The organism is Streptomyces sp. NBC_01454 (assembly GCF_036227565.1).
Lineage (GTDB): Bacteria > Actinomycetota > Actinomycetes > Streptomycetales > Streptomycetaceae > Streptomyces.
The window spans coordinates 2,077,941-2,091,458 of the sequence record NZ_CP109460.1 but is presented as its reverse complement, the minus strand read 5'-3'; the positions used below and the strand labels follow the sequence as shown (position 1 = coordinate 2,091,458).

11 protein-coding genes are annotated in these 13,518 nt (G+C 69.3%); 8 read left to right on the top strand and 3 right to left on the bottom strand.

Translation table 11 applies throughout. The annotated features are described in order from the left end of the window. Positions 1 to 80: 80 nt before the first annotated feature. Complete coding sequence (locus tag OIU81_RS09055) at positions 81 to 1,640, top strand: RNA polymerase sigma factor (protein WP_329145652.1); 1,560 nt, start codon at positions 81 to 83, stop codon at positions 1,638 to 1,640. 137 nt (positions 1,641 to 1,777) lie between these two features. After that, the gene (locus OIU81_RS09050; protein ID WP_329145650.1) at positions 1,778 to 2,587 is read left to right on the top strand and encodes a serine protease; all 810 of its coding nucleotides are present in this window, start codon (positions 1,778 to 1,780) and stop codon (positions 2,585 to 2,587) included. A 123-nt stretch (positions 2,588 to 2,710) separates the two neighbouring features. Here the strand turns inward: OIU81_RS09050 and OIU81_RS09045 are convergent, their stop codons facing one another. Next, positions 2,711 to 2,941, bottom strand: coding sequence for a DUF7455 domain-containing protein (locus OIU81_RS09045; RefSeq protein ID WP_006602664.1), 231 nt, complete (start codon positions 2,939 to 2,941; stop codon positions 2,711 to 2,713). Between the two features lie 445 nt (positions 2,942 to 3,386). On the opposite strand from OIU81_RS09045, the gene OIU81_RS09040 reads away from it, so the two are divergent. The 6 genes from OIU81_RS09040 (at position 3,387) to OIU81_RS09015 (ending at position 10,248) form a co-directional block, all read left to right on the top strand. After that, entirely contained in the window at positions 3,387 to 5,507 is a 2,121-nt protein-coding gene (locus OIU81_RS09040; RefSeq protein WP_329145647.1) for a DNA gyrase/topoisomerase IV subunit B, read from the top strand. A gap of 154 nt (positions 5,508 to 5,661) precedes the next feature. Continuing rightward, positions 5,662 to 6,150: a DUF1453 domain-containing protein gene (locus OIU81_RS09035; RefSeq protein WP_329145645.1), complete on the top strand. Its 489-nt coding sequence runs from the start codon at positions 5,662 to 5,664 to the stop codon at positions 6,148 to 6,150. A gap of 15 nt (positions 6,151 to 6,165) precedes the next feature. Then, entirely contained in the window at positions 6,166 to 7,347 is a 1,182-nt protein-coding gene (locus OIU81_RS09030) for a sensor histidine kinase (protein WP_443073951.1), read from the top strand. Beyond that, entirely contained in the window at positions 7,344 to 8,018 is a 675-nt protein-coding gene (locus OIU81_RS09025) for a response regulator transcription factor (protein ID WP_329145643.1), read from the top strand. The genes OIU81_RS09030 and OIU81_RS09025 overlap by 4 nt, the downstream gene beginning before the upstream one ends. A gap of 107 nt (positions 8,019 to 8,125) precedes the next feature. Further along, positions 8,126 to 8,647 carry a DUF485 domain-containing protein gene (locus tag OIU81_RS09020; protein WP_329145641.1) on the top strand — a complete coding sequence of 174 codons (522 nt, stop codon included), beginning with the start codon at positions 8,126 to 8,128 and terminating at the stop codon, positions 8,645 to 8,647. Beyond that, a complete protein-coding gene (locus OIU81_RS09015; protein WP_329145639.1) occupies positions 8,644 to 10,248 on the top strand; it encodes a solute symporter family protein in 1,605 nt (534 codons plus the stop codon). Before OIU81_RS09020 ends, OIU81_RS09015 begins: the two co-directional genes overlap by 4 nt. 167 nt (positions 10,249 to 10,415) lie before the next feature. On the opposite strand, the gene OIU81_RS09010 is transcribed toward OIU81_RS09015, so the two are convergent. Both OIU81_RS09010 and OIU81_RS09005 read right to left on the bottom strand, forming a co-directional pair. Beyond that, complete coding sequence (locus OIU81_RS09010; RefSeq protein ID WP_329145637.1) at positions 10,416 to 11,090, bottom strand: DUF7342 family protein; 675 nt, start codon at positions 11,088 to 11,090, stop codon at positions 10,416 to 10,418. Continuing rightward, positions 11,087 to 12,742 carry a sensor histidine kinase gene (locus tag OIU81_RS09005; RefSeq protein ID WP_329154981.1) on the bottom strand — a complete coding sequence of 552 codons (1,656 nt, stop codon included), beginning with the start codon at positions 12,740 to 12,742 and terminating at the stop codon, positions 11,087 to 11,089. Before OIU81_RS09005 ends, OIU81_RS09010 begins: the two co-directional genes overlap by 4 nt. Positions 12,743 to 13,518 lie beyond the last annotated feature (776 nt).

The window sequence follows — 13,518 nt, the reverse complement described above, 5'->3', positions numbered from 1 at the left end:
GTCGGTCCATCCCCACCGGCGGTCGTCGGCTCCGATCCACAGTGGACGGGGTCGGAAGCCGTTTCCATCGTTCCGAGAGGTTGTTCGTGTCGGCCAGCACATCCCGTACGCTCCCGCCGGAGATCGCCGAGTCCGAGTCTGTGATGGCGCTCATCGAGCGGGGAAAGGCAGATGGGCAGATCGCCGGCGATGACGTGCGTCGGGCCTTCGAGGCTGACCAGATTCCGCCAACCCAGTGGAAGAACGTTCTGCGCAGCCTCAACCAAATCCTCGACGAGGAGGGTGTGACGCTGATGGTCAGTGCCGCAGAGGCGCCCAAGCGCACCCGCAAGAGCGTCGCAGCGAAGAGTCCGGCGAAGCGCACCGCCACCAAGACCGTCGCGGCGAAGACCGCCACGGTCAAGAAGACCACCGCCGCCGCGTCCTCCGCCCCTGTGGCGGACCCGCCGGCCGGTGAGTCCGAGTCCGCGCCCGCGAAGAAGGCAGCGGCGAAGAAGACGGCCGCCAAGAAGACCGTCGCGAAGAAGACGACGGCCAAGAAGGCCACCGCCAAGAAGACCGCCTCCAAGAAGGACGCCGACGAGCTCCTCGACGAGGACGCGACCGAGGAGACCCCGGCGCCCGGCAAGGGCGACGCTCCCGAGGCCGCCGAGGGCGCGGAGAACGCCGGCTTCGTCCTGTCCGACGACGACGAGGACGACGCCCCCGCGCAGCAGGTCGCCGCGGCCGGCGCCACCGCCGACCCGGTCAAGGACTACCTCAAGCAGATCGGCAAGGTCCCGCTCCTCAACGCCGAGCAGGAGGTCGAGCTCGCCAAGCGCATCGAGGCGGGCCTGTTCGCCGAGGACAAGCTGGCGAACGCCGACAAGCTCGCACCGAAGCTCAAGCGTGAGCTGGAGATCATCGCCGAGGACGGCCGCCGGGCGAAGAACCACCTCCTGGAGGCCAACCTCCGTCTGGTCGTCTCCCTGGCCAAGCGGTACACCGGCCGCGGCATGCTCTTCCTGGACCTGATCCAGGAGGGCAACCTCGGTCTGATCCGTGCGGTCGAGAAGTTCGACTACACCAAGGGCTACAAGTTCTCGACCTACGCCACGTGGTGGATCCGTCAGGCCATCACCCGCGCCATGGCCGACCAGGCCCGCACGATCCGTATCCCCGTCCACATGGTCGAGGTCATCAACAAGCTCGCGCGCGTCCAGCGCCAGATGCTCCAGGACCTGGGCCGCGAGCCCACCCCGGAGGAGCTGGCCAAGGAACTCGACATGACCCCCGAAAAGGTCATCGAGGTCCAGAAGTACGGCCGCGAGCCGATCTCGCTGCACACCCCGCTGGGTGAGGACGGCGACAGCGAATTCGGTGACCTCATCGAGGACTCCGAGGCCGTCGTCCCGGCCGACGCGGTCAGCTTCACGCTTCTGCAGGAGCAGCTGCACTCGGTTCTCGACACGCTCTCGGAGCGCGAGGCCGGCGTCGTCTCGATGCGCTTCGGTCTCACTGACGGTCAGCCCAAGACCCTGGACGAGATCGGCAAGGTCTACGGCGTCACGCGTGAGCGGATCCGTCAGATCGAGTCGAAGACCATGTCGAAGCTGCGTCACCCGTCGCGCTCCCAGGTGCTGCGCGACTACCTCGACTAGTCCCGGCCCGCCCGGACAGCGCCATGGAGCCCGGTCTCTCCCAGTGGAGGGGCCGGGCTCGCGCATGTCCGGGTGCGTAGGGCGATCGTTGGCGTCACTCTGGGTGTGCATGCACCGTCCCGGAGTCAGGAGTCCGTATGCGTCCGACCGCCCACGCTGCCTTTGCGGCACTCGCGCTGGTCCTCGCCCTGCCGGCGTCGGCGACCGCGGACGGGTCGGTGATCGGTGGAAGACCTGCACCGTTGTCGCACAGCCCCTGGGCGGTCGCGCTGGCCTCGCACCAGCGCTTCGGGGCACAGCGCTCCGGGCAGTTCTGCGGCGGTGTGCTCGTCGGGCACTCGACGGTGGTGACGGCGGCGCACTGTCTGAGCACGGAGGTGCTGGGCGTCCCCTGGCGGCAGGTACGGGACCTGAGGGTCGTCGTCGGACGCGACAACCTCACCGGGGGCGGCGGCCAGGAACTCAAGCCCGCGAGGGTCTGGGTCAATCCCCGCTACAACACCTGGACGAACGACGGCGACATGGCCGTCCTCACGCTGGATGGGCCGGTCCCGAACCGGCCCATCCCTGTGGCGGGGCGGAATGACAGCGCCTACCGCCCGGGCAACGCGGCGACGGTCTACGGCTGGGGGGACACGACGGGGGGCGGCAGTTATGCGTCACGGCTGCGGGCGGCGCACGTCAATGTGCTGCGCGATGCGGTCTGTGCCCGCGCCTATCCTGGCAACGCCGACGGAAAATACCGTGCGCAGTCGATGATGTGCGCAGGGGAGCCGACCGGCGGCCGGGATGCCTGCCAGGGGGACAGCGGCGGACCGCTGGTCGTCCGGGGGCGGCTGGTCGGGCTGGTGTCATGGGGGACGGGCTGCGGCCAGGCGGGCAGTCCAGGGGTCTATACGCGCGCCTCGGCGCTGCTCCCGGCGGTATCCGCACACGGGGCCGGTTGAACCGTGCGAGGGGCTCTCAGGCCCACCTGCGGACGCACGACTGCGGGCAGCCTCCCGGTGGTGCCGGGTGGCCGCCCGCGGTACGGCGCTGTGCCGCTGTTCGCTCGTCGTGGATGCGAAGTGTCAGCGTTCCTCTTCGGACGCGGACGCCGGAGAAGCGGTGAGCCGCTCCGTCTCGTCCTGTATTTCCGCGGCGATCTTCTTGAGTTCTGGCTCGAACTTGCGACCGTGATGGGCGCAGAAGAGCAGTTCTCCGCCGGACATCAGAACGACGCGCAGGTATGCCTGGGCGCCGCAGCGGTCGCAGCGGTCAGCGGCCGTCAGCGGGCTCGCGGGTGTCAGAACAGTAGTCACGTCGCCTCTTCTCTAGCTCGACGAGCTGTCGTACCAGGGTCAACATCCAACCAGGCCGAAAACGTTCCCGCTCGTGCCTTTTCCTCGAAAAAATTCTCCGAGGGGGCCGGGTGCTGCCGGGTGGCGGCGAATGAGCCGTGTTGCGTGGTGGTCTGATTCACGTTGGTTGTTGGTCTGTGTCCTCACCGGCTGGCTTGCCGGTTGTTGATGAGGACGTGCCCGGAGCCTAAATGGTTCATGCCTCGAAGGGAACGTGATGTGCACGTCACTGCGACGTCACCCCAACGAGGGATCGAACACGCGAGCGAAATTCTACTAGCATGAGCATGCTTACGGGTGGCGTCACATCGGCTCTACCAGGCCTCGGTACCCTCTGACCGGCGACACCGCCACAACCGAGTCCGTGGAATGCGGACTGCCAGAAATTCAGCGAGGAGCGAACCGCGTGACCGCCGAGATGTCCGTGCCGTCCACCGCAGTGCTGACCGGGGCAGACCGGGACGGATCCAACTACACCGCGCGGCATCTGCTCGTCCTCGAGGGGCTCGAAGCCGTCCGCAAGCGCCCGGGCATGTACATCGGCTCGACGGACAGCCGTGGCCTGATGCACTGCCTGTGGGAGATCATCGACAACTCCGTCGACGAGGCGCTGGGCGGCTACTGCGACCACATCGAGGTGATCCTCCACGACGACGGGTCCGTGGAGGTCAGGGACAACGGCCGAGGCATCCCCGTCGATGTCGAGCCGAAGACCGGCCTCAGCGGCGTCGAGGTCGTGCTGACCAAGCTGCACGCCGGCGGAAAGTTCGGCGGCGGCTCGTACGCGGCCTCCGGCGGCCTGCACGGCGTCGGCGCCTCGGTCGTCAACGCCCTGTCCGCGCGGCTCGACGTCGAGGTGGACCGCAGCAGCAAGACGCACTCGATCAGCTTCCGTCGCGGCGTACCCGGCATCTTCACCGAATCGGGTCCCGACGCCCCCTTCGACCCGGGCAACGGCCTGCTCAAGGGCAAGCGGATCGCCAAGACGAAGACCGGCACCCGGGTGCGTTACTGGGCCGACCGGCAGATCTTCCTCAAGGACGCCAAGCTCTCCCTGGAGACGCTGTACGCCCGCGCGCGGCAGACGGCCTTCCTCGTGCCGGGCCTGACCCTCGTCGTCCGTGACGAGCGGGGCATCGACGGCGCCGGCAAGACGGAAGAGATCTTCCGCTACGACGGCGGCATCAGCGAATTCTGCGAGTACCTCGCGCAGGACAAGGCCGTGTGCGATGTACTGCGCCTGAGTGGCCAGGGCACCTTCAAGGAGACCGTCCCGGTCCTCGACGACCGCGGCCACATGACCCCGACCGAGGTCACCCGGGAGCTCGGCGTCGACATCGCGCTGCGCTGGGGCACCGGCTATGACTCGACGCTCAAGTCGTTCGTCAACATCATCGCGACGCCCAAGGGCGGCACCCACGTCTCCGGGTTCGAGCGGTCGGTCACCAAGACCGTCAATGAGGTGCTGCGGTCGAGCAAGCTGCTGCGCGTGGCCGAGGACGACGTCGTCAAGGACGACGCCATGGAGGGCCTCACCGCCGTCGTGACCGTACGGCTCGCGGAGCCGCAGTTCGAGGGGCAGACCAAGGAGGTGCTCGGCACCTCCGCGGCCTCCCGGATCGTCGCCCAGGTGGTGAGCCGGGAACTCAAGGCGCACCTGACCTCCACGAAGCGGGACGCCAAGCAGCAGGCCCGTGCCGTCCTGGAGAAGATCGTCGCCGCGGCCCGTACGCGCATCGCCGCCCGGCAGCACAAGGAGGCCCAGCGGCGGAAGACCGCGCTGGAGTCGTCCTCACTGCCGGCCAAGCTCGCGGACTGCCGCAGCGACGACGTCGACCGCAGCGAGCTCTTCATCGTCGAGGGTGACTCGGCGCTGGGCACCGCGAAGCTGGCGCGGAATTCCGAGTTCCAGGCGCTGCTGCCGATCCGCGGCAAGATTCTCAATGTCCAGAAGTCATCGGTTTCGGACATGCTCAAGAACGCAGAGTGCGGCGCCATCATCCAGGTCATAGGGGCCGGGTCCGGCCGCACCTTCGACATCGACACCGCCCGCTACGGCAAGGTCATCTTCCTGGCCGACGCGGACGTCGACGGTGCCCACATCCGCTGTCTGCTGCTGACCCTCTTCCAGCGCTACATGCGGCCCATGGTCGAGCAGGGCCGTGTCTTCTCCGCCGTCCCGCCGCTGCACCGCGTCGAACTGATCAACCCCAAGAAGGGCCAGGACAAGTACATCTACACCTACTCGGACAACGAGCTGCGCCAGACCCTGCTCGAACTTCAGCGCACGAAGGTCCGCTACAAGGACAGCATCCAGCGCTACAAGGGCCTGGGTGAAATGGACGCCGACCAGCTCGCCGAGACGACCATGGACCCGCGCCACCGCACCCTGCGTCGCATCAACATCAGCGATCTCGAAGCGGCGGAGAAGGCCTTCGACCTCCTGATGGGCAACGAAGTCGCCCCCCGTAAGGAGTTCATCACCAACTCCGCGTCCACTCTGGACCGTTCACGCATCGACACCTGAGCCGTTCGCGGCCGCCGACGGGCGTTTCTCCACCCCAGGGTGGAGAAACGCCCGTCGCCTTTCCACCCGGGCCCCACCCTGGCGCCGATCCGCACGGTGACGCCGCTCCATAGCGTCGGAGACGTCGAATTCCCGTCCCATGGAGGGCCAGATCATGAGCGGCTCGCTCAACATCGTTGTGATCGTCGGCGTCATCGCGCTGGTGTTCATCCGGCAGTTCGCGGCGCAGCGCATCTCGTCGGAGGGCAAGGCCTGGTGGCTGATTCCGGTCGTCCTGACGTTCATGGCAGTGCGGCAGCCCGGCCTCGTCGACCCGGCGCACCACACGGCGTCCGCCGTCCTCCTGGGCCTGGAGGTACTGATCGGCCTGGCCTGCGGCGCCGGCTGGGCCTGGACGACACGCATCTGGACCGACGACGACAGCGTGGTGTGGACCAGGGGGAGCTGGGCGGCGGCCGGCGTGTGGGCCTGCGGCATGGCGCTGCGGGTCGGTCTCATGGGTATCGCCGCGGTCATGGGCATCCACCAGGGCAGCGCGGCCACGATGCTCTCCGTCGCGGCGATGCTGCTGGCCCGCGCCGGAGTCACCATCTGGCGGACCCAGGGCATGCAGCGGACGTACCGTGTCCCTGTCGCGGGCTGAGACCCTGCGAGCGCCATGGAAGGGACCGTAGTGCCGCCGAACTCCTGGACGAGCTGGCCCTTGCGGGAATCGCTGGCCCGTGAGGGCGTAAACGGCGCCCGGTTGTGGATCGGCCGGGCGGTGCGCATCGCGGTGGTGGCGGGGCTGGTGTGGACCACCCTGGTGGGGTCGGCCTTCACCGGCTGGCGCCTGGTGGCGTTGTGCGCGGGTATGGCAGCCACGCTGCTGACGTTCCGCGGCTTCTTCCGTACGACGCTGGCCCAACGCCTGTGGCCGTCCATCGGACTGTTCGCCGTACTGCTGGGCGCGGCCCTCGGCCTCGCAGGCGCGGGGGCGCGGGTGCCCGCCATCGTCCTGTGGTGCGCCTGCGCCGTCGTCGCCATGGAGCGGCTGCCGCTGGGCGTCGCCGTACCGTGCTCCGTCGGCGCACTGGGCGGGTACGCCGCACTGAACACCGACAACTGGTGGGCGACCGCCGCGACCGCCGCAGGCCTGGGACTGGCGGGCTACGTCGTACGGCTGGACGCCGAGGCGCGCGGCCACGCCCAGCGGCTGCTGGCTCAGGAGCGTGCCGCCCGCAAGGCCGAGGCCGAATCGGCGGCGCTCACCGAACGCGGGCGGATCGCGCGCGAGATCCACGACGTCCTCGCCCACAGCCTGAGTGCCCAACTGGTGCACCTGGAGGCCGCGCGGTTGCTGATCCAGCGCAGCACCGACCTGGAGGCCGACCGTGTGCAACTGCTGGAGCGGGTGACGGCGTGCCGGGGAATGGCCCGTGAAGGGCTGGACGGCACCCGTGAGGCGCTTTCGGCGCTGCGCGGGGAGATGATCCCGGTCGAGGACTTCCTGCGCCGTCTGGCCGCCGCTGAGGGCGCTCGGCTGGAGGTGACGGGCCAGGCACGCGCCGTGCCTGCCGAGGCGGGCCTCGCGGTCCGCCGGGTCGCCCAAGAGGCCTTCACGAACGTACGCAAGCACGCCCCGGGTGCCCGGGTGAGTGTGCGGCTGGAGTACGCGGCGGACGGCATCGGGCTGGAGGTGCGCGACTCCGGCGGCCGCGGCGCGCCCGGCGAACTCGCGGGAAGCGGCTCCGGGTACGGTCTGCTCGGGATGCGGGAGCGCGCCGAACTCCTCGGCGGAACGCTGGAGTCCGGCCCCGGCGAGGAGGGTTTCGTGGTGCGGTTGCGGGTGCCCGCATGACGGCGGACGCGAGAACGCGGGTCGTGGTCGCCGACGACCAGACGGTGGTGCGCGAGGGGATCGTGATGCTGCTGGGGCTGCTGCCGGGGATCGAGGTCGTCGGATCGGCCGCGGACGGCGAGGAAGCGGTCCGCCTGGTTGCCGGACTCGCCCCCGACGTCGTCCTGATGGACCTGCGGATGCCGCGCTGCGACGGTGTCGAGGCCACCCGCCGTATCCGTGCCGAGCACCCCGGTACCCAGGTGGTGGTGCTCACCACCTATGCGGACGACGACTCGCTCTTTCCTGCTCTGCAGGCCGGTGCCCGCGGCTATCTGACCAAGGACGCCGACGGCGACGAAATCGTCCGCGCCATCGCCGACGTGCTCTCGGGAGAGGCCGGACTGTCCCCCAAGATCCAGCGCCGGCTGCTGGAGCGCTTTACGGAGCCCGTGCGAACGGTGCCGCATCTGCCCGACGAGCCCCCGGACGGGCTGACCGCCCGCGAGGTGGAGGTGCTGCGGCTGGTCGCCGAGGGCCAGTCCAACCCGGAGATCGCCCGCACCCTGCATGTCTCCACCGCGACCGTGAAGACCCACATCAACAATCTCTTCGCCAAAGCGGGACTGCGGGACCGCGCGCAGGCCATCCACTACGCGTACCGTCACGGCCTTGCACAGCCGCCCCAATAGCCCGTCACCTGATGGGGTGAAGGGTTCGCAATGAAGAGTCCAGGATCTTCCTTTCTGTCCACTCTTGGGCCACACGGACAACAAACCCGTGCACCAAGGAGAGTTCGGTGGACAAGCAGGACGGCCGTTCGGCCGGTGAGTCAGGGGCCCTACGGCTCGACGACCCCTGGTACGACGCTCTCGCCTCCGGGTGGGGCGAGCTGGATGACGCGGCGCAACCAGCGGGGGAGTGGGACCGCACGGAGAAACCCGAACCGGTCCCGGTACCCGCGCCCGTACCGGTAGCGGAACCACGGTCCGCACCGCACGACGAGATCTATCTGGCAGTGCAGCGAAGCGCGGCCTTCCAGGAGGTGCGTCGCCGCTACCGGCGGTTCGTCCTTCCCGGCACGACGATCTTCCTGACCTGGTACCTCGCCTATGTGGTTGCCGCGACCGCCGCGCCGGGACTCATGGCCCATCGCGTCGTCGGCGCGCTGAACGTCGCGATGCTCGCCGGGCTCGGCCAGTTCGCCACCACGTTCCTGCTCACCTGGGCCTACGCGCGCCACGCACGGCTGCGCAGGGACCGCGCGGCACTCGACATCCGCTGGGAAACACAGGAACTCACCGGGGGGAACATCCGTTGAGCGGCGACCACCAGACCCTCGCACTGGTCCTGTTCAGTGTGTTCATCGCCGTCACCCTGGCGATCACGACCTGGGTGAGCCGCCGCCGGCACGGCTCCGCCGAGGAGTTCTACGCGGGCGGGAGACTGTTCTCCCCCATGGAGAATGGGTTCGCCATCGCGGGTGACTACATGTCGGCCGCGTCCTTCCTCGGCATCTCCGGGCTGATTGCCCTCTTCGGCTACGACGGCCTGCTGTACTCGGTCGGCTTCCTCGTCGCCTGGCTCGTCGTCCTCTTCCTCGTCGCCGAACTCGTCCGCAACTGCGGCCGGTTCACCCTCGCCGATGTCGTCGCCGCCCGGATGCGAGAGCGCCCCGTACGCATCGCGGCCGGCACGGCCTCCGTCACGGTATCCGTGCTCTACCTGGTCGCGCAGATGGTCGGCGCCGGCAGCCTGGTCGCCCTGCTCCTGGGCGGCGCGAGTCAGCAGGCCCGCACCTGGATGGTGATCGGGGTCGGCGCCCTGATGGTGGTCTACGTCGCCTTCGGCGGGATGCGGGCCACAACCTGGATCCAGATCGTCAAGGCCGTACTCCTCATGGGCGGTGCCATCGCCCTGACCGTCCTGGTACTGATCCGGTTCCACGGCGACTTCAATACTCTGCTGAACACCGCCGCCGAACGCAGCGGCCACGGCCGCGAGTTCCTCACTCCCGGCCTTAAGTACGGCGGCGGCTGGACCGCGCGGCTCGATTTCATCAGCCTCGGCATCGCTCTGGTCCTGGGGACCGCCGGACTGCCGCACATCCTCTCCCGCTTCTACACCGTCCCCACAGCGCGCTCCGCCCGTCGCTCCGTCGTCTGGTCCATCGGCCTGATCGGCGGCTTCTACCTGATGACCATCGTGCTCGGCTTCGGCGCCGCAGCGGTGCTGGGCAGCTCCGCGGTCCATGCGTCCAATACGGCCGGCAACACCGCGGTCCCGCTGCTCGCCCTCAACCTGGGAGGCGGCGCCGGTTCGACCGGAGGGACGGTTCTCTTCGCCGTGGTGGCCGCGGTCGCGTTCGCCACCATCCTGGCCGTGGTCGCCGGCATCACGCTCGCCTCGTCGGCCTCGGTTGCGCACGATCTGTATGCGTCGCTGCGACGCCCGCGTGGCACCGTGCAGGACGCCCAGCGTGCCGAGGTGGCTGTGGCGCGGATCGCAGCGGTGGCGGTCGGCGCGGTGGCCATCGGCCTCAGCCTCCTCGCCCAGGACTTGAACGTTGCCTTCCTGGTGGGGCTGGCATTTGCGGTCGCGGCTTCGGCCAACCTGCCCGTCCTGCTGTACACCCTCTTCTGGCGCCGCTTCACGACCCGGGGGGCGGTCTGGTCCGTGTACGGCGGACTGATCCCGGCGATCACCCTGGTCGTGCTCTCGCCGGTGGTCTCGGGTGGCACGGAGTCGATCTTCCCCGGGCTGGATTTCGCCGTCTTCCCGCTCGAGAACCCTGGTGTCGTATCGATTCCCTTGGGCTTCCTGATGGGCTGGCTGGGAACACTGCTCTCCCCGGAGGCTGCCGACGAAGCACGTCATGCAGAGACGGAGGTACGGGCGCTCACGGGTGCGGGTGCGGCTTAAGAGCATGACCGATGAGTCCCGGGGCGGGCAGGCCCTGGACTCGGAGGGGACGGGGCAGGACGGGCGGGACCGGGACGGCTGTGCGGCGGTCCGGCCCTCGGCCCCGTACACGTCGTCACCCCTATGCCCGTCTATGCCCGTCGCTCCCGGGGTGGCGATGGGCCGGCCTAGACCCACTCGTAGCGGTGCTCGGGGCGGCCGGTCTCGCCGTACTTGAGGGTCAGGCGCACCCGCCCTGCGCGCTCCAGGAGCTTGAGGTAGCGCTGCGCCGTCTGCCGGCTCAGCCCCGCCTGAACAGCGACGTCCTGCGCGGACAGCGAGGCTTCCGCGGAGCGCAGTACCGAGCGCACGCGGTCCGCGGTGGCGGTGGAGTGTCCCTTCGGCAACTCGGCGGGACCCGCGTTGGCGGATGCCAACGTGCCGAAGATCCGGTCCACTTCGGACTGCTCCGCCTGTCCGCCGCCCGCAAAGGTGCGGTGCAGTGCGGCATAGCCTTCCAACTTGGAGCGCAGGCCGGCGAAGGTGAACGGCTTGACCAGATACTGCAGTGCGCCGTGACGCATGGCAGCGTGCACGGTGGCGATGTCGCGCGCGGCCGTCACCATGATCACGTCGGTGAGCACACCGCGGCGTCGCAGGTCGCCGACCAGCTGGAGCCCTGTCCTGTCGGGAAGATAGTGGTCCAGGAGGATCAAGTCGACGGGGTGGCTCTCCAGGGCCGCGAGGGCTTCCGCGGCGGTGTGCGCGAGGCAGCTGACCCGGAACCCGTCAGTCTTGGCGACATACGCTGCGTTGATCTTTGCCACGCGCACGTCGTCGTCCACGACCAGTACGTTGATCATCGGCCGCCCCCCGTTGCGCCTCCGGGAAGGCGCGTGCTCGCCGTGGCCCGTCTGGTGCTGGCGGATTCTGCGACTGCCTCCTGGAGGGGCGCTTCACGCCCCGCCGGCAGCTCATCGGACAGTGCGTCAGGGACCGTCACCGTGAATACCGCACCACCACGGGGGCGCTCGCCGACCTCGGCGCTGCCTCCATAGCGCTCGGCGAGACGCCGCACGAGCGCCAGACCGATGCCGCGCTGCCCGTGGGAGGGCGGATCCTTGGTCGTCCAGCCCTCGGTGAAGATCTCGGCGCGACGTGCTTCGGGCACGCCCGGCCCGTTGTCGCTGACCCGCAGGACGGCGGTTCGGCCGATGGTGCGAACCTCCACTTCCACGAGGGCGTCCCGTTCACCTGACGCGGCGTCCAAGGCGTTGTCCACGAGGTTGCCGAGCACGGTGACGAGGCTGTGCGGATCGACCAGACGGTCGGGCAGGTACGCATCGGGCGAGATGCTGAGGGAGACGCCGCGCTCGGTGGCGACGGTGGCCTTGCCCACCAGGAGGGCGGCCAGCAGCGGATCGTGGATACGCTCGGTGACCTGCTCGGCGGTCGCACGGTGCACGCCCACGGCCTGTGTCACGAACTCCACTGCCTCTTCGTGCAGCCCGAGTTCGAGCAGTCCGAGGAGCGTGTGCAGCCGGTTGGCGTGCTCGTGGTCCTGGGCGCGTAGGGCATCGATGAGGCCCCGGGTGCCGTCCAGTTCGCGGCCGAGCCGTTCCAGCTCCGTGCGGTCGCGCAAGGTGACGACGGCACCTCCGTCCTCGGTCGGCATGCGGTTCGCCACCAGGACCCGGTGCCCGCTGACGGCCAGCAGGTCCGCCCCTGACACACGGCCGGCCAGCACATCGGTCGTACGACCGGGAGGCAGAGCCGCTTCCAGGGGACGGCCGATGTCCTCGGCACGGAGCTCCAGGAGGCGCTGCGCCTCGTCGTTCATGAGGCGGATACGGCCCTGCCTGTCGAGCGCGAGGAACCCCTCACGGATGCCGTGCAGCATTGCTTCCCGCTCGGCGAGCAGCGCGGAGATGTCGGAGAACGCCAAATCGTGCGTACGGCGCTGGAGGCGGCGGGAGACGAGGTAAGCGGCGAGAGCGCCCACGGCGAGCGCCCCGCCGGCGTACGCAAGCAGCTGGGGGACGGTGGAGAGCAGCCGTTCCTGCACGCTCTTGTACGCGATGCCGACGGACACCGCTCCGACGATCTTGCCTTGCTCGTCACGGAGCGGGACCTTGCCGCGTGCGGACCGGCCGAGAGTGCCTTCGTCAATCTGCATGACTTGCCGGCCGGAGAGCACGACGCTGGGGTCGGTCGAGACATGGCGCCCGATCTCGGCCGGGTCGGTGTGGGACCAACGCACTCCCCGCTTGTCCATGATCACCACGTACTCGGCTCCGGTGGCGGCGCGAATCCGCTCCGCCTCGTTCTGCACGGGGCCGTGGCGTGTCGGGCGGGAGGACTCCAGGGCGTCGTCGAGACGTGATTCGGCGGCGGTGGTCTGCGCGATGGACAGGGCACGACGCATCGCTTGATCATCGAGTTGCGCACTGAGCGGGGCGAGGAACAGACCGGTGGCCAGTGCCGTGACTCCCGCGGCGATGGCCAACTGCACCATCAGGACCTGGGAGAACACCTTCCGGGGCCAGCCCAGGTGCGGTCGACGCAACCTGGAGACGACCGGTTCGCGGTCGGGCTGGGCCGGCCGACCGCCGGGCGCATGCGTGGCATCGCGCGGCTTGCCGCTGGTGCCCCGGGAGACAATTGCGGCGGCGGGAAGCGGCGCGGAACCCGAGGGCTCCGTGGCGCTCGGGCGCGGAACGGACTCTTCCTTTTCGCCCATACGAACGAACAGTAAGTGCGGTGATGGTCGGGCCGGTAATCCCTCACGGGGGCGAATTCGGAGCGTGGCCGGGTGGCGACGCATACGTGACGTCGCCCGACCGCGTCCGATCACGGGCCGCCGCGGAAGGCGCCTTCGGCTGCTGCGCGGAGTTATCCACAGGCCTGTCGGTTGCGGAAAGTGCGCACTTAGCCTCGAACGGTGAAGCCGACTGGGCTCTGCGGGCGGCGGTTTGAGGACCACCGGTTGCAGGGCGAGGTGCGCGATGGGGCGCGCGGAAGGGAGTGGTCATGCGGTGGACGGGGGAGGGCTGCGGGGCCTGGCGTAAGTCGTGGAGGGTGGCTGGTGGGGCCCCGCCCGGTCGCCTCCGCGCCGGGGGCGCGCTGTCCCGGCGCGGCTGGTCAGTGCGATTCGCCTGCAGTCTCACGTGGTCCTGGCGGAGGCGTATGCCGCAGGAGGAGCCTCGCCCGCCCGCAGGGACAGCACCGTCGAGCTGCGGTGGTCACCGGCCTCGGGGTCGTCGACTCGGCAGAGTCGAAGTCCCCGATGTG

Bases quoted from the DNA above. Each gene is read 5' to 3' on its own strand.
- OIU81_RS09050 (WP_329145650.1), top strand. From the start codon at position 1,778: ATGCGTCCGACCGCCCACGCTGCCTTTGCGGCACTCGCGCTGGTCCTC.
- OIU81_RS09035 (WP_329145645.1), top strand. From the start codon at position 5,662: ATGAGCGGCTCGCTCAACATCGTTGTGATCGTCGGCGTCATCGCGCTG.
- OIU81_RS09030 (WP_443073951.1), top strand. From the start codon at position 6,166: ATGGAAGGGACCGTAGTGCCGCCGAACTCCTGGACGAGCTGGCCCTTG.
- OIU81_RS09025 (WP_329145643.1), top strand. From the start codon at position 7,344: ATGACGGCGGACGCGAGAACGCGGGTCGTGGTCGCCGACGACCAGACG.
- OIU81_RS09010 (WP_329145637.1), bottom strand. From the start codon at position 11,090: ATGATCAACGTACTGGTCGTGGACGACGACGTGCGCGTGGCAAAGATC.
- OIU81_RS09005 (WP_329154981.1), bottom strand. From the start codon at position 12,742: ATGGTGCAGTTGGCCATCGCCGCGGGAGTCACGGCACTGGCCACCGGT.